The sequence below is a fragment of the Floridaenema evergladense BLCC-F167 genome (assembly GCF_041929205.2).
Lineage (GTDB): Bacteria > Cyanobacteriota > Cyanobacteriia > Cyanobacteriales > Aerosakkonemataceae > Floridanema > Floridanema evergladense.
The window spans coordinates 4,442,269-4,463,575 of record NZ_CM171625.1 but is presented as its reverse complement, the minus strand read 5'-3'; the positions used below and the strand labels follow the sequence as shown (position 1 = coordinate 4,463,575).

Annotated in this window: 17 protein-coding genes; 9 read left to right on the top strand and 8 right to left on the bottom strand. The window is 38.0% G+C overall.

All coding sequences use genetic code 11. The features are described from left to right. The first annotated feature begins 2 nt into the window (after window positions 1-2). Together ACE1CA_RS21870 and ACE1CA_RS21865 are read left to right on the top strand one after the other, a co-directional pair. The gene (locus ACE1CA_RS21870; RefSeq protein ID WP_413278944.1) at window positions 3-728 is read left to right on the top strand and encodes a hypothetical protein; all 726 of its coding nucleotides are present in this window, start codon (window positions 3-5) and stop codon (window positions 726-728) included. A 1-nt stretch (window position 729) separates the two neighbouring features. After that, on the top strand, window positions 730-1,836 hold the full coding sequence (locus tag ACE1CA_RS21865) for a substrate-binding domain-containing protein (protein ID WP_413278945.1): 1,107 nt from the start codon (window positions 730-732) through the stop codon (window positions 1,834-1,836). Between the two features lie 496 nt (window positions 1,837-2,332). On the opposite strand, the gene ACE1CA_RS21860 is transcribed toward ACE1CA_RS21865, so the two are convergent. Both ACE1CA_RS21860 and ACE1CA_RS21855 read right to left on the bottom strand, forming a co-directional pair. Beyond that, window positions 2,333-2,584, bottom strand: coding sequence for a hypothetical protein (locus ACE1CA_RS21860; RefSeq protein ID WP_413278946.1), 252 nt, complete (start codon window positions 2,582-2,584; stop codon window positions 2,333-2,335). Then, window positions 2,571-2,849: a hypothetical protein gene (locus ACE1CA_RS21855; RefSeq protein WP_413278947.1), complete on the bottom strand. Its 279-nt coding sequence runs from the start codon at window positions 2,847-2,849 to the stop codon at window positions 2,571-2,573. The genes ACE1CA_RS21860 and ACE1CA_RS21855 overlap by 14 nt, the downstream gene beginning before the upstream one ends. Window positions 2,850-3,163: 314 nt before the next feature. On the opposite strand from ACE1CA_RS21855, the gene nrtS reads away from it, so the two are divergent. Next, on the top strand, window positions 3,164-3,346 hold the full coding sequence (gene nrtS / locus ACE1CA_RS21850) for a nitrate/nitrite transporter NrtS (protein WP_413278948.1): 183 nt from the start codon (window positions 3,164-3,166) through the stop codon (window positions 3,344-3,346). Between the two features lie 93 nt (window positions 3,347-3,439). Here the strand turns inward: nrtS and ACE1CA_RS21845 are convergent, their stop codons facing one another. After that, window positions 3,440-4,429 (bottom strand): pentapeptide repeat-containing protein, encoded by a 990-nt coding sequence (locus ACE1CA_RS21845; RefSeq protein ID WP_413278949.1) that lies wholly within the window; start codon window positions 4,427-4,429, stop codon window positions 3,440-3,442. Between the two features lie 256 nt (window positions 4,430-4,685). Here ACE1CA_RS21845 and ACE1CA_RS21840 point away from each other — a divergent pair, with 256 nt between their 5' ends. The 4 genes from ACE1CA_RS21840 to ACE1CA_RS21825 all read left to right on the top strand — a co-directional run bounded on the left by ACE1CA_RS21840 (window position 4,686) and on the right by ACE1CA_RS21825 (window position 10,772). Beyond that, the gene (locus ACE1CA_RS21840; protein WP_413278952.1) at window positions 4,686-5,999 is read left to right on the top strand and encodes an ATP-binding protein; all 1,314 of its coding nucleotides are present in this window, start codon (window positions 4,686-4,688) and stop codon (window positions 5,997-5,999) included. Window positions 6,000-6,074: 75 nt separating this feature from the next. After that, window positions 6,075-6,521 carry a tellurite resistance TerB family protein gene (locus tag ACE1CA_RS21835; protein WP_413278950.1) on the top strand — a complete coding sequence of 149 codons (447 nt, stop codon included), beginning with the start codon at window positions 6,075-6,077 and terminating at the stop codon, window positions 6,519-6,521. Window positions 6,522-7,019: 498 nt separating this feature from the next. Then, window positions 7,020-10,178 (top strand): hybrid sensor histidine kinase/response regulator, encoded by a 3,159-nt coding sequence (locus ACE1CA_RS21830; RefSeq protein ID WP_413278951.1) that lies wholly within the window; start codon window positions 7,020-7,022, stop codon window positions 10,176-10,178. Between the two features lie 291 nt (window positions 10,179-10,469). Next, on the top strand, window positions 10,470-10,772 hold the full coding sequence (locus ACE1CA_RS21825) for an RNA-binding regulator (RefSeq protein ID WP_413280708.1): 303 nt from the start codon (window positions 10,470-10,472) through the stop codon (window positions 10,770-10,772). A gap of 131 nt (window positions 10,773-10,903) precedes the next feature. On the opposite strand, the gene infC is transcribed toward ACE1CA_RS21825, so the two are convergent. The 4 genes from infC to guaD form a co-directional block, all read right to left on the bottom strand. After that, window positions 10,904-11,335, bottom strand: coding sequence for a translation initiation factor IF-3 (infC, locus tag ACE1CA_RS21820; RefSeq protein WP_486517982.1), 432 nt, complete (start codon window positions 11,333-11,335; stop codon window positions 10,904-10,906). Between the two features lie 132 nt (window positions 11,336-11,467). Beyond that, window positions 11,468-12,637, bottom strand: coding sequence for a hypothetical protein (locus tag ACE1CA_RS21815; RefSeq protein ID WP_413280707.1), 1,170 nt, complete (start codon window positions 12,635-12,637; stop codon window positions 11,468-11,470). 128 nt (window positions 12,638-12,765) lie between these two features. Next, window positions 12,766-13,773: an XdhC family protein gene (locus ACE1CA_RS21810; RefSeq protein ID WP_413280706.1), complete on the bottom strand. Its 1,008-nt coding sequence runs from the start codon at window positions 13,771-13,773 to the stop codon at window positions 12,766-12,768. A 23-nt stretch (window positions 13,774-13,796) separates the two neighbouring features. Then, entirely contained in the window at window positions 13,797-15,161 is a 1,365-nt protein-coding gene (gene guaD, locus ACE1CA_RS21805; protein ID WP_413280705.1) for a guanine deaminase, read from the bottom strand. Window positions 15,162-15,325: 164 nt separating this feature from the next. Between guaD and ACE1CA_RS21800 the strand changes: the two genes are divergently transcribed. After that, window positions 15,326-16,774 carry an NCS2 family permease gene (locus tag ACE1CA_RS21800; protein ID WP_413280704.1) on the top strand — a complete coding sequence of 483 codons (1,449 nt, stop codon included), beginning with the start codon at window positions 15,326-15,328 and terminating at the stop codon, window positions 16,772-16,774. A 160-nt stretch (window positions 16,775-16,934) separates the two neighbouring features. Here the strand turns inward: ACE1CA_RS21800 and adhE are convergent, their stop codons facing one another. Next, on the bottom strand, window positions 16,935-19,610 hold the full coding sequence (gene adhE, locus ACE1CA_RS21795) for a bifunctional acetaldehyde-CoA/alcohol dehydrogenase (protein ID WP_413280703.1): 2,676 nt from the start codon (window positions 19,608-19,610) through the stop codon (window positions 16,935-16,937). An 840-nt stretch (window positions 19,611-20,450) separates the two neighbouring features. Between adhE and ACE1CA_RS21790 the strand changes: the two genes are divergently transcribed. Next, window positions 20,451-21,239, top strand: a complete 789-nt coding sequence (locus tag ACE1CA_RS21790; RefSeq protein ID WP_413280702.1) for an MBL fold metallo-hydrolase — start codon at window positions 20,451-20,453, stop codon at window positions 21,237-21,239. Window positions 21,240-21,307: the final 68 nt, after the last annotated feature.

Genomic DNA, 21,307 nt, shown 5'->3' with positions numbered 1-21,307 from the left:
TTATGAAAGTAGCAAATCCTCTTTATTATCCCGTAGCAGTTTTAGCAGGTGGCATCGTTCTTGTAGCTGGTGTACGCTTAATTAACTTACCCAACTATATCATTTTACCAACAGCAGCAGCCGTGACAATTGCCGGAGCTACTGTTTTAAAATCGAGAGAACCAGACCCAAAAAAAATTGCTCAACAGCAGTTACAACAAGAACTGCAAATAATCCAAAATTCAGCCAAAATGTTAGCAAGTAAAGCGGAAACTTTACGCCAAGAGGCTAATCAGTTATTAACGCAGGGTTCCTTTGATTTGGAGATGCTAACGACTGTGCAATATGCGTGCGATCGAGCCATAGAACTACCAGGAAAAATCGATCGACTAAGCAAACGAATCCAAACCAACGAATCATTATTATCAATCAACGAATTGCAAGCTCAACTCCAAGAAGTTCAAGTCAAAAAACAATCAAGTTCCGGCGTAGCATTGCAACATTTAAACCAACTAGCCAAGACTTTACAACAGAACATTGAACTAGCCAAAGAAGGACAAAATACCGCTACAGCACAACTAACAAACTTACACACTTTAATTCAAAATTCTGCTGGAGTATTGCAAAAATTACAAAACAAACTGCGAACAGGTGATTTAACCAACTCTCAAGAAATTCAGGAATTAGAACTTTTAAGCACTGAACTTAACAGCTTCCAAGAAAACGTCGATCTTTTGATTTCCAACTAATATGAACACCAACAAAAAACAATTGAAAAACCGTACTATTGCTTCTCTAGGCATTATTTTAGCATCACTTGGTTTAGCTTACGCACCCATACCTGGATTAGAGCAGAAAATTGTCGTAGTTAGCGGTACGGAATTAGCCGAACCAATCCAACAACTAAAAGCCAAATTTGAACAAGAAAACCCGAACATCAAAATAGAGCTAAAATCCCAAGGTTCCCAAGATATAGTTAACAACTATATCGACAAAAAGAATGACTTTCAACCGACAATTGTTATTCCCGCTTCCGCCGAATTTATTGAAGAATTAAATCAGCGATATTCCGCACAAAATAACAGCCAGACTTTTTATGATTCTCCCCAACCAATTGCTAAAACCTTCTTAGTAGGAATTGCTTGGCCCGAAAGAGGAAAAGTTTTATTTCCCGATAATCGCTTTTCTTGGCAAAGATTAGAACAGGCGATGACAGTGGGAAACTGGCAAGGAATAGGTGGTAAAAATGAGTGGGGAAGCTTTGATTTTGTTACTACCGATCCGACGCGATCGAACAGCGGACAAGCAACCTTAAATTTGTGGTCGATCGCCAAAACAGGCGGAAATCTTAACTTAAACGATCCATCAGTAACCGCACTTTTCGGTACAATTAAACGCTCAATTTATCAACCACCTCGTTCCACAGACATTCTGTTACAAGAATTTATTGCGCGTGGCCCAAATGATGCTGACGTTGCTACAGTTTACGAAAGTATAGCCCTTTCTCGTTGGCAACAAAGCCAAAAAAATCAAAACAAAGCTTATCAAATTTACTACTTAGATCCCACAATTGAAACAGTAGCAACTGCCGCAATTGTTCGCCAAAATGTGAGTGATTCGCAAGCCAACGCAGCCAGAAAATTTATTACCTTTCTCACCCAACCAGAACAACAAAAAGTCTTTGTTCAATTCGGTTTTCGTCCTATCAACAACAGCATTAATTTACAGTCAGTTCCCAACAGTCCTTGGAATCAAAACATTCCCGGAGTCGAACTTAACCCATCTGTAAAAACAGTTCCAGCACCAAACCCCCAAACTTCAGGAGAAATACAACGTTTGTGGCAACGAGTTCAATAGACATCCCCAAAATAGAATGTAGAGACGTTGTATATCCCTCTTTTGTCACTTTCCGGGTATTCTAAATAAAAGAATGAACAAAGAAAACTCTGAAAGGTAAGTAGAGCAATGGATGTAGAATTACAAATCCTCAATCATTTAATTGCTGCCATGAATCAATTTAAATTCTTTTATTCTTCTGGATAGTTTACTTTATTTACTACTTGCTTAATTCGGAAAGTGACAGAAGAGGGATAGTGCAAAAAAGTTAATTCCCAATATACCAGCATTTAAATCGAGAAATTATCGTCTTTTCTTTGCTGGACAAGGTTTGTCATTAATAGGCTTGGAGTTTTGATTAGGAAAAATCCGATCGCTCTTAAGCTGTCACGCATTTAAATCACTTATTAAGATTGCAGGGGAGCAGGGGGGCAGGGGGGCAGGGGAGAGAATTAGACGAATTTTCTTCTGTTTCCAAACAATCCAATTTAAATGGGGAACAGCTTACCACTTTAAATTAGTACCCAGCAATACCCTTTTTTTCAGGATGATAAGCGGTAATTGCTACTTTTTGATCGGGTGTATAAATTGCTTCCACTTTTGTCCATTTGTAGTGATACCAATCTACCTTAATTCTGTCACCTTCAGCTGGCTGGCTACTAATTCGCCTGTAGCCAGCTTGCTGCATGATCTCTTCAAATTTATGGGTAGGTAAGGTTTTACTCGTAATCTTACCTATCCCGTCAATTTGATGTTTATTGAGGGTCATAGTCTCCCTGATAGGTGCTGTATATCCGGTATCCCGGTAATACTAGCGCCAAACCAGCGAAACTATGTATTGTGCCGGGATAGCTTTTTTCTGCTTTGCTACCACCGATGCGAAAATTCCACGAGCCAAACCAAGCATATATCCCTGGAACTAGAGCGTCCATGCTGTATGCGATCGCTCTTTTTTTCTCCCCTAAAATTGGTTCTGCTTCTTTAAATGAACGCTTGCGATCATTGTAATAATATGCGCTATTTAAAGCCAGCATTCTCAGTCCCTCTTTGTACATTAATAATGATATCTTAATCTTCGTAGATTTAGAGAAGTTAGTTGTCTCTCTCGATCGTTTACCTTTTCAACATAACACAGTGTCACGCACCTGCAAATAAATATTTGCAATAATTATAAAAATGGTTTTAAGTTTCTTTCGTTCGCGAGTAACTCTGATGATTAATCTCCCTAATTTTGGTAAAAATAGTTTCTGAATCCTTTGAGCTAAAGCCCTAAAATTAGTAATTGTTATTTAATTTGCCAATGAATTCTATTAAGCAATACTTTTTTTGCCTTGGGGATAAACAATTGATGCCAACAGCTTTAAAGGTGGCAGCTGTTGTTGGGACTATTTTATTTCTGATAAATCATGGCTCGGCTGTAATTAAAGGAGAAATGAATCGCGATCGCTGGATTTCTGCTGGCTTAACTTACATCATTCCTTACTGCGTCAATATTCATGGACAATATGTAAGTCGGATGCGGAAACGCTAAAGTTACAAGTAATTTTTACTAGGTTGATGTTTGTCGATGCGATCGCTTAATTTAGTATTTCTCTTCTAAATAATCCTGCCTAATTCAAGTTAATTACTCATGCAAACTACCATCCGGCATTGTAGCACCAGTTAAAATTGCATTTCGCCAACCTGCTCCATGCAAATAAGCACCCCGGAGACTGGCTCCTCTTAAGTCGGCTCCCCGCAATTGAGCTACATTTAAATTAGCTCCCCACAGGTAAGCTCTCCGCAAACTGGCATTGGATAAATCGGCTTCATTTAAATTAGCCATGTTTAGTTTTGCTCCGGTTAAATCGGCTGCATTTAAACTAGCATTGGATAAATCTGCTTTGCTTAAATTTGCTTCACACAGATCGGCTTTATAAAGTACTGCTCCTGTTAAATTTGCCGCATACAAATTTGCTCTAGCTAATAATGAAACTCGCAGTTGGCAATTGCTCAAATTAGTAGCAGATAAGTTAGTTGCTGTTAAGTTAGCACCACTTAATTTCGATTCACTAAAGTTAACTCCCTCTAATTCCATACCACTCAAATCTACACCGTTGAGTAAAGCTTGAGATAATTTAATGCCATTAAGTGATGCTCCTTGAAGCAACGCCCCACTTAATCTAGCACCTGTGAGATTAGCCCAATTTAAGTTAGCATTAGTAAGATTTGCCGAACGTAAATTAACTCCACGTAAATCTGCTCCACATAAATTTATGCCTTCTAAGTTAGCTAACCGAAAATTGACTGCGGTTAATCTAGCTCCGCTTAGTTTAGTTCCTTTAAGGATTGATTTAACTAAATATGCTCCTTGCAAGTTAGCCTTGGTTAAGTCGGCATTTGTTAGTACTGCTTCGTTAAGTTTAGCAAAGCTTAAGTTCGCTCGATGGAGGAAAGCACCTTCAAAATTTACTCCGGTTAATTGTGCCCGACTTAAGTTAGTTGCTGCTAAATATGCTCCTGAAAAGTTGGCTTTTGCTAGGTTAGCTCTTTCTAAGTTAGCACCGATGAGATTGATCCCACTAAAGTTTCTTTCTCCTTGTCTGTAACGTTCGATTAATTCATTAGCGTCCATTTCTTTGCTCCTTAGTGAAGCTGATACTATTAAGTTTAAATTTATTTATCCCAAATCTCCACAGTAAACTTACGTGAAATACATTTTTCAACTAGTTTTAATATAGTTTTTTTGCAAAATATGAATAAATTTTAACTTTAGACGCTAAAAAAGGTTACGATCGAAAAGTAAGGTCGCGATTATAACTAGCGTGAATAAGTTCACTTTTGCTGCTACGATAATTTGTGGTACTAGATTTTTGTTATTTCTTGTATTGATGAATGCTTCTGCGATCGCTCCTGTACAATTTCTCCAACGTCAAGCGGCTTCTTTATTGCTGTACCAATCTGTTTTGAATGACGCTCCAGGTGTAGCTTTCCTTAACTTACTGCAAGCTTTAAGGCATCGTGATGCTGATGGACTGAGTTACTTACAAGCTTATGGGCAATGGGTAAAGGCTTTAGCGCAGAAAAATCAAAGCTGGCAAGAACATTTATTAAGCAAAATTATCCGGGATGAAAATCCTTTTAGCCAACAAGCACAATATCACAAATTAGCAGATTTATCACCAGCTTTGGTAGCTGCTGCTAGTCAAGATTTACAAGCATTACAAAGTCTTTATGAGTGTAGCAGTGCTGATATTAGTTATTGGATTCAAGAAGCTGCTCAATTGCCTTTAGCTCCGGTTGTTTGGTATTTAGAGTCAGACCCAACAATTCCTCGATCGCCTGAAGAAATAAAGTTAATTACCACTTGGCAAGAATTAGAAGATTGGACAGAAATTTTGCCAGATTTAGCAAATTATTATCGAGAGTTTGGCACTGGAATTTTTGCTGAGTATCAAGCTTTTCGTTGGCAAGCTGGAGAATTAATTGGTGTTGCCTATCCAGATCCGATAAATTTAAAAGAGTTAGTTGGCTATGAGTTACAGCGAGAAGCGTTGATTAAAAATACTCAGTTTTTACTAGCAGGTTATCCAGCACTTCATGTGTTACTTTATGGGAGTCGCGGAACGGGCAAATCTTCTTTGGTAAAAAGTTTGTTGAATGAATATGGCGATCGCCATCTCCGCCTCATAGAAGTCGGCAAAAATGAACTGAAAGACTTACCATCAATTGTGGAAAAGTTGCGAAATTTGCCGCAAAAGTTTATCATCTTTGTTGATGACCTTTCCTTTGAAGAAGACGACGATGCTTTCAAAGCTTTAAAGGTAGTTTTGGAAGGAAATTTAACCGCTAGACCGCAAAATGTGGTGGTTTATGCTACTTCTAATAGACGGCATTTGATTCGGGAATTTTTTGCCGATCGACCTCGACCAAGTGATAATGAAGAAGTTCATGCTTGGGATACAATGCAGGAAAAACTTTCCTTTAGCGATCGCTTTGGTTTAACCTTAACTTTTGAACCCGCAGATCAGAAAACTTATTTAACAATTGTGCAGCATTTAGCTAATCAAGCTGCTATTAAATTACCGCCTGAAGAGATAGAACAACGGGCGTTACAATGGGCGACTCGCCACAATGGTCGATCGGGACGTACCGCACGCCAATTTGTAGATTTCTTAAGAGCAGAGTTGGCGATTTCAGGTTAATTTTTTTTACAAAATTAGTGAAATAATAAATGTAACAGCAATACTATAGTAAGATTTTTTAGCAGGATAACTCCAATGGGCTTATTTGATAAAATTAAAGGCAGTCGTAAGCAAAGCGAAACCAAATTAGGGCCAGCAGAAGCATTTGCTGCGATCGCACTAATTGCCGTAGCAGCAGATGGTTACATTACAGATTCAGAAGCCCAAGCAATTGCTACTACTCTCTCAAGAATGCAGCTATTTAGAAGCTATCCTAACGATGTAATGAGAAAAATGATCGATCGATTATTGAGTATTCTTCAAAGAGAAGGAGTAGAGGTTTTATTTAATGCAGCAATTGCTAGTCTTCCTCATGAATTAAGAGAAACATCCTTTGCTGTAGCAACTGATATTGTTTTGGCGGATGGAGAAGTGACAGAAGAAGAGGAAAATCTGTTAAATGACCTTTGCCAGGTATTAGAAATTGAAGAGGAAACGGCAGTTAAAATTATTGATGTTATGATGATTAAAAATAAAGGCTAAGTAATTTGACCAATTTTAGATTTTAGATTTTTCGTTCTAGGACTAATGCTAAATGAAAAATCTAAAATCTCTTGCGGAGAACTCCAAAAAGTTAACTAGAAACAACTATGAATTTCTATTGAACGTGGAGATGTAGTAGATGGTGAAGTGGTGATGGCACGACTAGAGGAGAAATTATGCAAAGCCCGTGAGATTCAAGGATAATGAAATACTTTATTGCCTAGAATCTATATTTGCAGATGTGGACAATGAATAGATGCTTAACCAGATAGCTATTCACGAGCGAAAGTTAGCGCTAATTCCTAGTCAGAATCCGCTTTAAAAAATGCTTTTTGTCTCGGTTTGGGTTGGTAGCTGAAAAAACTTCTATCTCAGGTTAGTGTTAAAAACTTGTCAATTCATGTAAATTACTTATAGTTTCAATCAGCGTGAGCCAAATTTGCTTTGAAAAACGGTTCCATCCTCAACGCGAACTACCGAAAATACCATCGTTATTTTATGGCTATCGTTACTAACACGATCGTCCTATTCTTGACATGGTTTTTGCAACCTCTACTTACACCAACGCTTTTTGCCCCTTTTTATGCCTCCATTACACTTACTTCCCTTTATGGTGGAAAAGGGCCAGGGATACTAGCTACAGTATTAGGAGGAATCACTTACATCTATTTTTTAGTTTCGCCAGTTTATTCGTTAACTTTTAATTCAGCAAAAGAGCTATTTCGGTTAATTATACTGTTGTCGGTGGCTTTGTTGTTGGTGTTTATCAGTGCAGGTTTACGAGATGCTAAGTTGCGAGTGGAAAAGAATTTGCGAAAACTGCAAGAAACTCAGCAGTTATTTGAAAGTTTTATGAATCATAGCCCGACAACGGCATATATTAAAGACGAAACTGGACGTTATATTTATGTTAATCCGACAATTGAACGCACATTCGATCGCAACTTAAAAGATTTTATCGGCAAAACTGACTTTGACTTTTTCCCAGCAGATTTAGCACAGCAATGGCGCAACAATGATTTAGCTGCTTTAGCGTCAAAACAAGGTTTAGAATTTATTGAAACTGCCTTACAACCAGATGGAGAACATATCTATACTGCATTCAAATTTCCCCTTCCCGATGGTCAAGGAAGAAAATTATTGGCAGGTATATCATTAGATATTACTGAATCTCAACGCATTAAAGACGCATTGCATGAAAGTAACGAACGCTATCGGATTTTAGCTGAAGGTTTACGGCAATTTGTGTGGATTTGTGATGATAATGGTCAGCTAGAATATTGCAACCAATATTGGTATGAGTACACAGGTTTAAATAGAGAACAAACTATTAACTCTGGTTGGACGGGGGTTGTTTATCCTGATGATGTGGAACGATTAATTGAGCAATGGGATATAGGCACAGAAACCAAGGAAAGCTACAAAATAGAATACCGAGTTCGTAAAAATGATGGACAATATCGCTGGTTTTTAGGCTCTATTGCTCCAATTTATGATTCTCGCGGTAATGTGATTAAATGGGTAGGAAGTGCGATCGATATTCACGATCGCAAACAAGCAGAAGCGGAAAGGGTAAACCTTTTAACTGCCGAACAAACAGCACGTCAAGAAGCAGAACAAGCAAGAAATCAAGCAGAAGTAGAACGTTCTCGACTACAAGAATTTTTCCGTAAAGCACCAGCGTTAATTGCTGTTACTAAAGGTTGCAATCATATTTATGAATTTGTCAATACTGCTCATCAAGAAGTTGTAGGTCGTTCGGAAGCAGAATTAATTGGAAAACCAATTAGAGAAGTGTTTCCCGAATTGCAGGGACAGGGTTTTTTTGAAGCTTTGGACGAAGTTTATCGAACGGGAATTCCTTTTGTAGGGAATGAAATGCCTGCGGTGTACGATCGCTATCATGACGGCAATTTTTTTCAAGGTTTTTTCAATTGTGTTTATCAACCTTTGTGGAATACTACTGGCGAAATTGAAGGTATATTGCTTCATGCAGTAGAAGTAACAGAACAGGTATTAGCCAGACAAAGAACTGAGGAATTACTGAAGCAATTAGAGTCAGAAAGAGGACTTTTAGAAGCAGTTTTACAACAAATGCCGGGAGGAGTAATCATTGCCGAAGCTCCTTCCGGGAAGCTAGTTTTAGGTAACAAACAAGTAGAAGAAATTTGGCGACAAGAGTTTATCCCTTCTGATAATGTGGAAGAATACCGTCAATATTCCGGCTTTCATCCTGATGGTAAATTATATCAACCAGAAGAATGGCCTTTAGCTCGTTCTTTGGCTACAGGTGAAATTATTACAGGTGAAGAGATTAAGATTTTGCGGGGTGATGGTAGTTATGGTTTTATTGAAGTAAGTTCGGCACCAATTTGCGATCGCGCTGGTAAAATTGTTGCAGGTGTGGTAACTTTCCACAATATTACCGATCGGAAACAAGCGGAAAAAGAGCGAGAACAACTTTTAGCGCGAGAGCAAGCTGCTAGAGAAGAATCAGAAGCCGCTAATCGGACGAAAGATGAGTTTTTAGCGGTACTTTCTCATGAATTGCGATCGCCTTTAAATCCGATTTTAGGCTGGGCGAAATTGTTAAGAACTCGGCAAATGGATCGAGAGAAAACTGCTCAAGCATTAGAAACAATTGAGCGCAATGCTAAACTACAGGCGCAGTTAGTCGAAGACTTATTAGATGTTTCCCGAATCTTGCGCGGAAAGCTCAGTTTAAATATCAGTCCTGTAAATTTAGCCAATGTAATTGAAGCTGCAATAGAGACAGTCCGTTTAGCAGCAGTTGCTAAATCTATTCAGATTGAAACAAATTTTCCCGATCGGATAGACTTAGTTACGGGTGATGCTAACCGACTGCAACAAGTAATTTGGAATTTGCTTTCTAATGCAGTCAAGTTTACTCCAATTGGTGGCAAAGTAGAAGTAAAATTAGAAGAAGTTAACCAGCAAGCGCAAATCCAAGTAATTGATAATGGTAAGGGAATTAAATCTGACTTTATCCCTTATGTTTTTGATTATTTTCGTCAAGCTGACAGCACGACAACTCGTAAATTTGGCGGTTTAGGTTTGGGATTAGCGATCGTCCGTCAAGTAGTAGAATTGCATGGCGGAACTGTATTTGCCGCAAGTGAAGGAGAAGGTAGAGGGGCAATTTTTACTGTTAAATTGCCCCTATTGAATAGGGTAAATAAAAGTATAGAGTTAAAAAACAATAGCGATTTAGCAATTAATACTAACAATTTACCTTTAACAGGCGTAAAAATTTTATTGGTAGATGATGAAGCAGATGTCAGACAATTAATTGGTTTTGTTTTAGAAGAATATGGTGCAACAATTACAGTAGTATCATCAGCAAAAGAAGCGTTAACAGCATTCAACGAATCGCTTCCAGATATTTTAGTTAGTGATATTGGAATGCCAGAGATGGATGGTTATATGTTAATTGAAAAATTGCGTTCTTTGCCAGCAGAAAAAGGTGGAGAAGTTCCCGCGATCGCACTCACCGCCTACGCTGGAGAAGTGAATGAACAAAAAGCATTCTCAAGCGGCTTTCAAAAACACATTGCTAAACCTGTAGAACCAGAAATATTAATGCAAGCAATTACCAGCTTGGTTAAATCTACTAATCTTAATCAAGATATCCTTTAAAAAGGTACGTTGTTGCGCTTCAGCGCTACTGGGACAAGAGCGCTGAAGCGCAACAACGTACATAGAAAATTTACTAAGTATTATTGCTTGTCAGTTATTTTTGGAATTCCTCTGGAAAAATTACTTGCTCGAATTGGTGCAAACCTGTTCCGAAGTGCTACAATAACAAAAGAGATTCAAATATCGGTTGCAGCATTTGTTTTTAGTATTAACTAGTTTCCAAGTTTTTCCATTGACAGACTTCTCTCCGAAATTTCACTCTCCCCATTCCTTAAATTTTGGAGACAATCTATGTCAATCTATGTAGGCAATCTTTCATATAACGTTACAGAAGCCGATTTAACATCTGTATTTACAGAATATGGATCGGTAAAGCGAGTTCAGCTACCCACCGATCGCGAAACAGGTCGGATACGCGGCTTCGGTTTCGTGGAAATGAGTGCCGATGCTGAAGAAGCCGCTGCCATTGAAGCACTCGATGGCGCAGAGTGGATGGGTCGTGATTTAAAGGTCAATAAAGCAAAACCTCGTGAAGAACGCGGTGGTTCATTTGGTGGTGGACGCAGAAATAACCATTCCTCCAATCGCTACTAAATGTTAAAAGCTAATAATAATTAGCTTTCAAAAATAGACCAGTATAAATTTAAAGGGTTCAGGCATTTCTGTCTGACCCTTTTTTACTGGAAACTTACAACAACTGTGCAAAAGATGTTGAATAATTTAGTTTAACCGGGAACCAACTGCACAATTAATGACCCTTTATCCAAGGATTGAACTTTACCCGCTTGAGATAGGTCTGTAACTATTCTTTCTAGCAAGTCTAAGGCGCGATCGCGATTTTGATGTTCCCGTCCACGTAAACGTATCTGAAATTTGACGGAATCACCTTTTCCCAACCATTCGATCGCTCTAGTAATACGCAATGTGTAATCTGATTCACCAATATTAGGACGCAACCTAACTTCTTTAACGGTAGTTCTTGCACTAGAATGCTGACGTTTTTTCTGCTGGTATTGATGTTTACCGAAGTTCAAAATCTTCGCCACTGGGATCTCTTTACCCTCAGAGACTATCACCAGATCGAGATCTACACTTTCAGCAAGTTTTAGGGCTTCTCTGGTGTCTGTTAAACCAAGGTTGTTATTCTCATGGTCAATCAGAAGAACCTGAGCGGATTTGATTTGCCGATTAATCAGTTGTTTTGTAGCGATAATAATTTCCTCTGAAATTTGGGTATGATTTGCCTAACGATACTAGGGTAACATTTTTTTTGCTGTTATGTATTAAAGTTATAGACAAAAATTCCTTTTAATAAATTCTAATTCTTCTTGCAATGCTGGAGTATCTATCCAGCCAACAAATCCTTTAAATTGGCAAACTTCATTTTTATCGAACACATAGATATGATGTACTTTAAAAGTATTAATAAACAATTTAACTGTACCACTATTATCTTTTAAAATTGAATAAATAGTAGCTAATTTAGCATTATCACTTGTATCTTCTGTCATTCCGCGAACTTTTTCTAAACGGTTGATAACATCATAAATTAGTTTATTGCTTTCAGTATTTTTGATACCCAAAATATGATTTACAACTAAACTAGCCGTTTTCTGAGAATTTAAATAAGATGAATGAGCATCTGATACACCTAAAGCCATTGCTAGATCGACTTGACCAACACTACGGGCAGCTTTTTCCGCTAAATTAGCATCTTCCCAGATATACTCATCTCGAAAAACAAAATTACCAGCCGAATCAATATTTAATTGGGAAGACAAAGGGTAAGAAACAATATCCGAAGCATGAACAATATTTATCCAGCTTAAACTTTTTTGTTGATACGAATTAGCAAATTCGCGAATCTTCTTTGCCGGAATATTTAACATAGTATTAACAAATAGAATCGGTGAACCCATTGTGGTAATAGTTTTTAAATATACTTGGCGGTTAACATTAGGTTCATTGCAGCTACCAATCATGGAACGAATATAAAAAGCTGGGTCTTTAGCATTAAATCTATCAGAAAATAAGATATCCCATAAAATTACACTTCCCAAAGAGTGCGCGATTATATGTAATTCGCGATCGTCCGGGTGATTTTTCAGAAAATCATACAACTGTTGAGCAATCTTTTTCCTAATTGCTAATCCTCTTTCTAAATTAAAGTAAGTAAAAACATCTCCAATAAATTCTGAAAGAAAACCTTTACGGAATTTTTGATAACGAAATATTTCTTCACTAGGAATTTGAGGAGTGTTTTTTCTTGCTAATTCGACATCTTGATAAATGCAGTTCCACATTTTATCGACATCGCTTAAAACATCTCCCCAAAAGCTAGAATAAAAATGAGGAAGTAACTGCTCTTTTTTAAGAAACTCTTGTCTGATTAATTCTTTCAAATCATCAGCATATTTCACATCTCGCGTAGCGACACCATGAATAAAAAATACTAGCATTTGTCTGTAAAATACAGTAAAACTTCAGTTTGATTATAAGCGATATTAATTTAATTAACAGATTATATTTCTTTAAATTTACAATATTTGAAACAACTTTAAAACTTGCAATTTTATTTAAACATTGCTCAATCATTACCAGAAATTACTTGATTCGCTAATAATTTTCTAATTCCTTCAGACATTGGTTTACCTGTACCACCTCGACGCACTAAAATTAATTCAGCACAAATACTAACAGCAATTTCTTCCGGCGTTAATGCGCCAATTTCTAAACCTATTGGCGCATAAATATTTTTTAGTAACTGGGGAGATATTCCCCCTTCCTGCAACTTTTGATAAACCAGTTTTACTCGTTTTTCGCTACCAATCATCCCGATATATTTACAGGGAATCGCACGATTTAAGAGAATTTGCAAAGCTTCCAAATCATAAATATATCCTCGCGTCACTAAAGCAATGTATAACTGAGAAAAAGTAGCAAAATTATTGAGAATTGAGATAATTGGCTGGTTTATAATGAGATTAGCTTGAGGAAATTTTTCCCCATTAGCAAATTCCGTTCTGTCATCTTGAATCGCGATTTCAAAACCAATCAAATGAGCAAATTTTGCTAATTGCTCTCCCACATGACCTGCACCTATAATTAGTAAAGTTGGTGGTGGGTTGATTTGTTCAATGAAGGCGTTTTCTAATTTAGGAATTGGCGAAGAGTTATCTAATAAATATGGTTGTTCGTTAGGAGTGAAAGGAGTAATTAAAGTCACGGATTGACCAGCTTTAAGTAATTGTAGGATATTTTGGGAGAGAGCGATCGCCCACTCCCCATCCCAACGTTCCAACCAAACTTGCATCCTCCCCCCACAAACACCTTGAGTTTCCCGTTGCGGCGCACCAGATAAATCAATTTCTACAAATTGTTTTTCGCCAGTTTCTAACACCTCCAGCGCTTGACGAATTACCTTAGCTTCTCCCGCACCTCCGCCAATAGTATTAATAATTGAACCATCAGCGCCGACAATCATTTTTGCGCCTACTTCTCTAGGAACCGAACCTTTAATATTAGTCACAGTAGCTAAAACTACTGCACCTTTTGTTAGTAATTGCGCTAATTGCTGATAGCATTCAATACTCATTGACAACAAATATTTGCATAAAACTAATTTTTCTTCTTATATGCTAATTCTCCAGCAATATAAGTTGCTTGAATTGTTCTATCATCACCAAGTATCATCATGGCGAATGCTTTTTCTGCAATTTCCGCTTTAGTTTTTGCAGGTGGAGTTTGGGAATTTCGTAATGCCATTAAAGGAGTTGCTTGTAAATCTAAAACGATAAAATCCGCCTCTTTTCCTACATCAAAATTACCAATTTTATCTTCTAAACACAATGCTTTAGCACCGCCCAAAGTTGCTAAAAATAAGGCTTTAAAAGATGAGAGTTTTTCTCCTTGTAACTGCATTATTTTATAAGCCTCATTTGTGGTTTGCAACATAGAAAAACTCGTTCCGCCACCAACATCTGTACCTAATCCAACTTTTACAGGATTTTCTACAGATTTAGCTTGAAAAAGTTTAAATAATCCACTACCTAAAAACAGGTTAGAAGTTGGACAGAAAGCAATAGCTGACTTGGTTTCAGATAATCTTCTAAATTCATCATCTCGCAATTGTACTCCGTGAGCAAAAATTGATTTTTCTTTAACTAACCCTGCTCGATCGTAAACATCTAAATACCCTTTACTTTCTGGGAAAAGCTGGGCAATTAATTCAACTTCTTTAACATTCTCTGATAAATGAGTATGCAAATAAACATCAGGGAATTCTTCTAACAACTTTCTTGCTATTTCCAGTTGTTCATTTGTTGACGTAGCGGCAAAACGAGGAGTAACAGCATAAAGTAACCTACCATTTTTATGCCATTTCTGAATTAGTTTTTTACTGTCTTCATAAGAACTTTCAGCAGTATCTCGCAAAAAATCTGGTGCATGACGATCCATCATTACTTTACCAGAAATCATTCTCATATTTCGCCGACTTGCTTCTTCAAAAAAAGCATCAACTGATTGAGGAAAAACGGCAGCAAAAACTAAAGCTGTAGTTGTACCATTTTTAATTAATTCATCCAAAAAGAAAGAGGCAATTTTTTGAGCATAATCTTTATCTTTAAACTTTCCTTCTACTGGAAAAGTATATTTATGCAACCATTCTAAAAGTTGTTCTCCGTAAGCAGCAATCATTTCTGTTTGAGGAAAATGAATGTGGGTATCAATAAATCCCGGCATAATTAAGCAGTCGGAATAAGTAGTTATTGGTACTCCTGTATACTTATCTTTTAGCTGTTCATATTCACCCAATTCTTTAAAATGACCATTTTGTACAATTAATAAACCATCAGGAGTATAGCGAACGCTGTTTAATTCTTCGGTGCTAAAAAAGGGATCTTCGATAAAATCAAGGAAAGCACTTCTAATCCCTTTCAGAGAAGTACTATAAGATTGTGTTTGTATGGAAGCAGTAGACATATTCTGATTTGGTTAACAATAAATTATTGGGTAGTAAATTGGATAATTTACTATATATCATTTCTGAGGTAATGTGTCTAAAGTAACAATTTTTAGTAAAACAAAGGAGTAGGATTGAAGCTTTGTAACAGCAATGTTTTTGTAGGAAGTCCCAGGTAGTTGAAATGAGCAAAAATATTGATGATTTAAGTGAGATAGAATTAAGTAGGCAGAAGGAACCATCAGAGGAAGCAGAGTTAACTGGATGGCAAGGTGCGATCGGCAAATTTTTCCAATTTAGAAGGTACCATACCAACTTTCGCACGGAAATTTTAGCAGGGCTAACCACCTTCATGACAATGGCATATATTTTAGTGGTAAATCCGTTAATTCTTTCCGATGCAATTTTTATCAGTCAACCGAAAGATTTATTCACCGAATTAGTTGTTGCCACCGCTATTTCTGCGGCAATTGGTACTTTGGTAATGGCATTATACGCTAACTATCCATTTGCGATGGCACCAGGGATGGGATTAAATGCTTTCTTTGCCTATTCCGTAGTTATCACATTAAAAATTGATTGGCGTTTAGCGTTGACAGCAGTGTTAGGTGAAGGGCTAATTTTTATTGTTTTAACTCTCACCAGCGTTCGGCGACAAATTGTTAACGCCATTCCCTTAGTGATGAAATCTGCAACTTCGGTAGGGATTGGTTTATTTATTGCTTACATTGGATTATCAGGCGATCCAAAAGTTGGCGGGGCAGGGATAATTGTAGCTAATCAAGCTACTAAAACCGGACTGGGTAACTTAAAAGAACCTGCAACTTTAATGGCAATTTTCGGTATTTTTATTGCCGCTGCTTTTCTGGCGAGGCGTGTAAAAGGTGCCTTACTTTGGGCAATTTTAGCAACGGCATTATTGGGGTGGATTTTAGGTGTTACTCCTTGGCCCGAAGGAATTGCCCAAATTCCCACATATCCTAAAGATTTAATTGGACAAGCGATCGGTGGAATCACCCAATTGAATGCCAACAATTTTCTGGATTTTCTAGCAGTTTTGCTAGTGTTTTTGTTCGTTGATGTTTTCGATACTGTTGGGACTCTTGCTGGTGTGGGACTGCGGGCAGGTTATGTTAATGAAAAAGGCGAAATGGATCGGGTAGATGAAGCTTTACTTGCCGATGCAGTTGGTACGACAGCAGGCGCAATTATGGGGACTTCTACTGTTACCACATTTGCTGAATCTGCTGCTGGTGTAGAAGTAGGAGGACGCACAGGTTTTACAGCTTTAATTGTGTCATTGTTGTTGATTGTTTCAATGATTTTTATCCCCATTTTTAAAGCAATTCCACCTTATGCTACCACACCTGCTTTAGTAATTACTGGGGTGTTAATGATGTCTGCAATTACTAGTATTCGTTGGGCAGATCCAGCAGAATCAATTCCGGCATTTTTGACAATCTTTTTGATTCCTTTAACTTATTCGATCGCCACAGGTTTAGCAGCAGGTTTTATCACTTATCCAATAGTAAAAAGCTTCCAAGGGAAAGCGCAAGAAGTGTCGATCGCCACTTGGATTTTAGCTGCTGTATTTGTGGCAAGATTCGTGTTTATGTCTACGCGATTTGGTTGATTATTGCCCCTCCCTGTGAACGGGGAGGTTAATTAAGTTCATAGAGAATTGGTATTAGCAAATTAAGTATTATCGGACAGGGGTAAAGGGGAGAGAAACTTTTATTTATCTACATTTTCCAGTCCCCAATCCCCAGTCCCCAATCCCCAATTCCTAATCCCTAAATCACAGGTTGCGGATCGGCATTCACATCTGCTAAACCAACTATATGACCGTTACCATTAGTTGAAAACAGAGTTTCATCAACTACTGGAACACCTTCATAAGCATCTTCCAAAAGTTGCTTCAAGTCGGTAATTAACGGATAACGAGGGTTAGCACCTGTACATTGATCGTCAAATGCTTGATCTGCTAAATTTTCCACCTTAGCGTAGAATTCTTGAGGACTTTCTTTGATCGCATCTTTAATCGATGTTGGGATATCTAAATGACGCTTCAAGTCTTCTACCGCAGCAATCAAACTATTAACTTTCTCTTCTTCCGTTTCTCCCGGTAATCCTAAATAACTCGAAATCCGGGCATAACGCCATTTCGCATTAGGATATTTGTATTGTGAGAAAGTAGCTTGTTTGAAAGGTGCATCGGTTGAATTGTACTTGATCACATGAGAAATCATCAAGGCATTAGCTAAACCGTGAGGAACATGGAAAGTTGCCCCTAATTGGTGTGCCATTGAGTGACAAATTCCCAGGAAGCTGTTAGCAAATGCCATCCCTGCCATTGTCGCAGCATAGTGTACTTTTTCCCGTGCTTTCGCATCGTTCGCACCATTTTTGTAAGCACTTGGCAAATACTTAAACAGTAAGCGAATTGCTTCTAAAGCTAAACTGTTGGTGTATTCCGAAGCTAACACAGAAACGAAGGCTTCTAAGGCGTGAGTTAACGCATCAATCCCACCGTAAGCTGTTAGTTTCTTGGGCATATTTAACACCAATTCTGGGTCAACAATTGCCATTGTTGGTGTTAAAGCGTAATCTGCCAAAGGATACTTGATGCTACTACGGCGATCGGTAACAACGGCAAATGGTGTTACTTCTGAACCTGTTCCCGATGTGGTAGGAACAGCAATCATAATTGCTTTATCGCCTAAAGGTGGCAACTCATAAACCCGTTTGCGGATATCCATGAACCGCATTGCCAAACCTTCAAATTCGATTTCTGGATGTTCGTACAACAACCACATGATTTTCGCAGCATCCATCGGCGAACCACCACCGATCGCTATAATCACATCAGGTTGGAAAGTATTCATTAGTGCTAAACCACGTTGCACTGTTTCCAAAGAAGGATCGGGTTCAACATCATAAAAGATGTCAAATTTCAAACCGATTTCTTCTAATGCTGCTTCCAGCGATGCTGTTACACCCAAGTCATACAATGGTTTGTCGGTAACAATAAAAGCACGACGTTTTCCAGCTAATTCGCGAATTGCTACGGGCAATGCACCATACTTAAAGTAAACTTTTGGTGGAATGCGGAACCACAACATATTTTCCCGTCGTTCTGCTACAGTTTTGATGTTTAGCAGGTGTTTTGGTTCGACGTTTTCACTAATTGAATTACCGCCCCAAGTTCCGCAACCTAATGTTAATGATGGATCGAGACGGAAGTTGTATAAATCTCCGATCGCACCTTGCGAAGATGGCGTATTAATCAAAACTCTCGCGGTTTCTACCTTATCTTCAAACCGTTTGATATGTTCGATATTAGAAGGTGCGGTGTAAAGAACTGCGGTATGTCCTCTGCCTCCAAATAATACCAATTGTTCGGCTTTGTCTACCGCATCTTCAAAGTCTGTGGCGCGATACATTGCCAAAATTGGCGATAATTTTTCAAAGGCGAAGGGTTCATCTTTCCCAATCTTTTCCACTTCACCAATGATTACTCTGGTATCTTCGGGAATATCAACTCCAGCTAATTCGCCTAATTTCTGAACAGGTTGTCCGACAATTTCTGCGTTTAACCGTCCGTTGACAATGATTAATTTGGCAAATTTTTCCCGTTCTTCTGGGTTGAGGAAATAAGCACCGCGATCGATAAATTCTGCCCTTACTTCATCATAAACATCATCTAGGACAATCACTGATTGTTCACTAGCACAAATCATCCCATTATCGAAAGTTTTACTCAGAATAATCGAGGAAACTGCCATTTTCAAATGAGCAGAAGAATCGATTAATGCTGGGGTATTTCCTGCACCAACTCCTAACGATGGGTTTCCTGAAGAGTAAGCCGCCCGTACCATTCCGGGGCCACCTGTAGCTAAAATCAGGTTAATATCAGGATGCTGCATTAACGCTTGGGAAAGTGGCACCGAAGGTTCATCAATCCAGCCGATAATATCATCAGGTGCGCCTGCTGCAACTGCTGCATCCAGAACAACTCTTGCTGCTTCGATCGTGCAATCTTTCGCCCTGGGGTGAGGAGAAAAAATAATCGCATTCCGGGTTTTCAGTGCAATTAAAGCTTTAAAAATTGCCGTAGAAGTTGGGTTAGTTGTGGGCACAATCCCTGCCAAAATTCCCACTGGTTCGGCAATTTTCTGAATCCCAAAGGCTTTGTCTTCTTCAATTACGCCGCAGGTTTTTTCCGCTTTATACTTGTTGTAGATAATTTCCGATGCAAAGTGATTTTTGATTACTTTGTCTTCTACTACACCCATTCCCGTTTCGGTTACTGTCATTTTTGCCAAGGGGATACGTGCAGCATTAGCAGCTAATGCTGCTTTCTTAAATATGCTGTCAACTTGTTCTTGAGTATAAGCTGCGTATTTTCTTTGCGCTGCTTTCACTCGTTGGATAAGTTGCTCTAGCTCTTCATTATTTGTGACTTTCATGGCTACCTCTAGGCAATGTCTCAAACTTTAATTGATTCAATCTGGAAAGTTTTGTATTGCAGAAAACTTTTGAGATTAGTAAATACTAAGAGATAATGTATTAGTATTACTGCTTTTGCTTGGTTGTGGAATGTACCTAATTGAAAGATTTCCTTAAAATTTAGCTGCTGTCGTTTGTAGTGCCTGATGCAATTTCTTTAGCTGACATCTGTATGATATGTTTCATGCTGTTTTCAGGACTTCCTCTGATTGATTCACCCAAATGGATGAAAAAAAGTAAAAATTAGCAAAGCTGTAGGCAATAAAAATTCTCTGCAAAATTGTACAGTTAGCAGTAAAATAACTGTTCTTCAGTAACTTTACAGAATGAATTAATTATTTTTTTACATTTGAATTTGCAGTTAGCAAATTTTCCTAATTTTTTAACAAACGGAACTTTTTAGTGACAATGATTGTTGCTGTTTGCTCTCTTTTTATACAATTCACAATACTAATTGTATCCTTGTCTACTCAAACCTGCTGCCCAGCTTTCTGCTAAAATTCATTCTCAAATATTACAAAAACTCTGAAATTAAATGAGCAAGATTACTGAATTGTTAAGGTGCGAGTCACAACATATAACCAATTTTTACACTCATCTGGTGTAATGCTTTTTGGCAAGCGGTTTCTTTCCTTGGTTAACACTGTTAATAAGTAATCCTTAAATATATTTAAGTAATATTTGACACTTTTACTATACGTAAGTAAGTAAATTTTGGGGGAAATTTAGCCGATCGCACCGAGTTAACATAACGTAACATCTGCCTAAAATAAGAAACAGGAGTTATCGGAAAAGTTACTATGTATTTGACCTGGTTGGACAGTAATTCTTGGTTAATAGAAATTGGTGGTCAAAAAATTTTACTTGACCCTTGGCTGGTGGGGTCGTTAGTATTTGGTAATCAGGAATGGTTGTTTAAAGGTTCGCGTCAAAGCGATCGGCAAATTCCTGAAAACATTGACTTAATTCTACTCTCTCAAGGTTTAGAAGACCACGCACACCCAGCAACTTTAAAACAACTTAACCGTAACATTCCCGTTGTCGGTTCTCCTAGTGCCGCTAAAGTAGTGCAAGAATTGGGTTATCAACAAGTAAAAACCCTAAATCATGGGGAAGTTTTCAGCTTAAATAATAATGTAGAAATTAAAGCCGTTCCAGGCTCTCTTGTTGGCCCAACTACTGTAGAGAATGGCTACTTATTAAAGGAGTTAGAAAGCGGTTTTTCTTTATATTATGAGCCTCATGGTTCCCATTCTCCAACTTTAAAAGAAGTTGCGCCAATTGATGTAGTAATTACGCCAATAATCGACCTAACTTTACCTTTAGTTGGGGCGATTATTAAAGGAACAAAAAGTGCTTTAGAAGTTGCCCAAATGGTTAAACCACAAGTGATGTTACCCACAGCAGCAGGCGGTGATATCGAATTTGATGGGTTACTGCTAAAATTCTTAAAAGCTGTGGGAACTACAGAAGAGTTTCGGGCTAAGTTGACAGAAAATAATTTGGCAACTAAGGTGTTGGAACCTCAACCTGGCGATCGCATTGAAGTACCTTTAGAACGTCGAGTTACTAATAGTTTTGCAGCTTAATTCAAGCCAGATCCCCAACTTCTTGAAGAAGTCGGGGATCTCTGTACCTCACAACGCAGATAAGAAGA

Excerpts from the sequence above, each read along its gene's own strand:
- ACE1CA_RS21870 (WP_413278944.1), top strand. The coding sequence starts at position 3 with ATGAAAGTAGCAAATCCTCTTTATTATCCCGTAGCAGTTTTAGCAGGT.
- ACE1CA_RS21865 (WP_413278945.1), top strand. The coding sequence starts at position 730 with ATGAACACCAACAAAAAACAATTGAAAAACCGTACTATTGCTTCTCTA.
- ACE1CA_RS21860 (WP_413278946.1), bottom strand. The coding sequence starts at position 2,584 with ATGACCCTCAATAAACATCAAATTGACGGGATAGGTAAGATTACGAGT.
- ACE1CA_RS21855 (WP_413278947.1), bottom strand. The coding sequence starts at position 2,849 with ATGCTGGCTTTAAATAGCGCATATTATTACAATGATCGCAAGCGTTCA.
- nrtS (WP_413278948.1), top strand. The coding sequence starts at position 3,164 with ATGCCAACAGCTTTAAAGGTGGCAGCTGTTGTTGGGACTATTTTATTT.
- ACE1CA_RS21845 (WP_413278949.1), bottom strand. The coding sequence starts at position 4,429 with ATGGACGCTAATGAATTAATCGAACGTTACAGACAAGGAGAAAGAAAC.
- ACE1CA_RS21840 (WP_413278952.1), top strand. The coding sequence starts at position 4,686 with ATGAATGCTTCTGCGATCGCTCCTGTACAATTTCTCCAACGTCAAGCG.
- ACE1CA_RS21835 (WP_413278950.1), top strand. The coding sequence starts at position 6,075 with ATGGGCTTATTTGATAAAATTAAAGGCAGTCGTAAGCAAAGCGAAACC.
- ACE1CA_RS21830 (WP_413278951.1), top strand. The coding sequence starts at position 7,020 with ATGGCTATCGTTACTAACACGATCGTCCTATTCTTGACATGGTTTTTG.
- ACE1CA_RS21825 (WP_413280708.1), top strand. The coding sequence starts at position 10,470 with ATGTCAATCTATGTAGGCAATCTTTCATATAACGTTACAGAAGCCGAT.
- ACE1CA_RS21815 (WP_413280707.1), bottom strand. The coding sequence starts at position 12,637 with ATGCTAGTATTTTTTATTCATGGTGTCGCTACGCGAGATGTGAAATAT.
- ACE1CA_RS21810 (WP_413280706.1), bottom strand. The coding sequence starts at position 13,773 with ATGAGTATTGAATGCTATCAGCAATTAGCGCAATTACTAACAAAAGGT.
- guaD (WP_413280705.1), bottom strand. The coding sequence starts at position 15,161 with ATGTCTACTGCTTCCATACAAACACAATCTTATAGTACTTCTCTGAAA.
- ACE1CA_RS21800 (WP_413280704.1), top strand. The coding sequence starts at position 15,326 with ATGAGCAAAAATATTGATGATTTAAGTGAGATAGAATTAAGTAGGCAG.
- adhE (WP_413280703.1), bottom strand. The coding sequence starts at position 19,610 with ATGAAAGTCACAAATAATGAAGAGCTAGAGCAACTTATCCAACGAGTG.
- ACE1CA_RS21790 (WP_413280702.1), top strand. The coding sequence starts at position 20,451 with ATGTATTTGACCTGGTTGGACAGTAATTCTTGGTTAATAGAAATTGGT.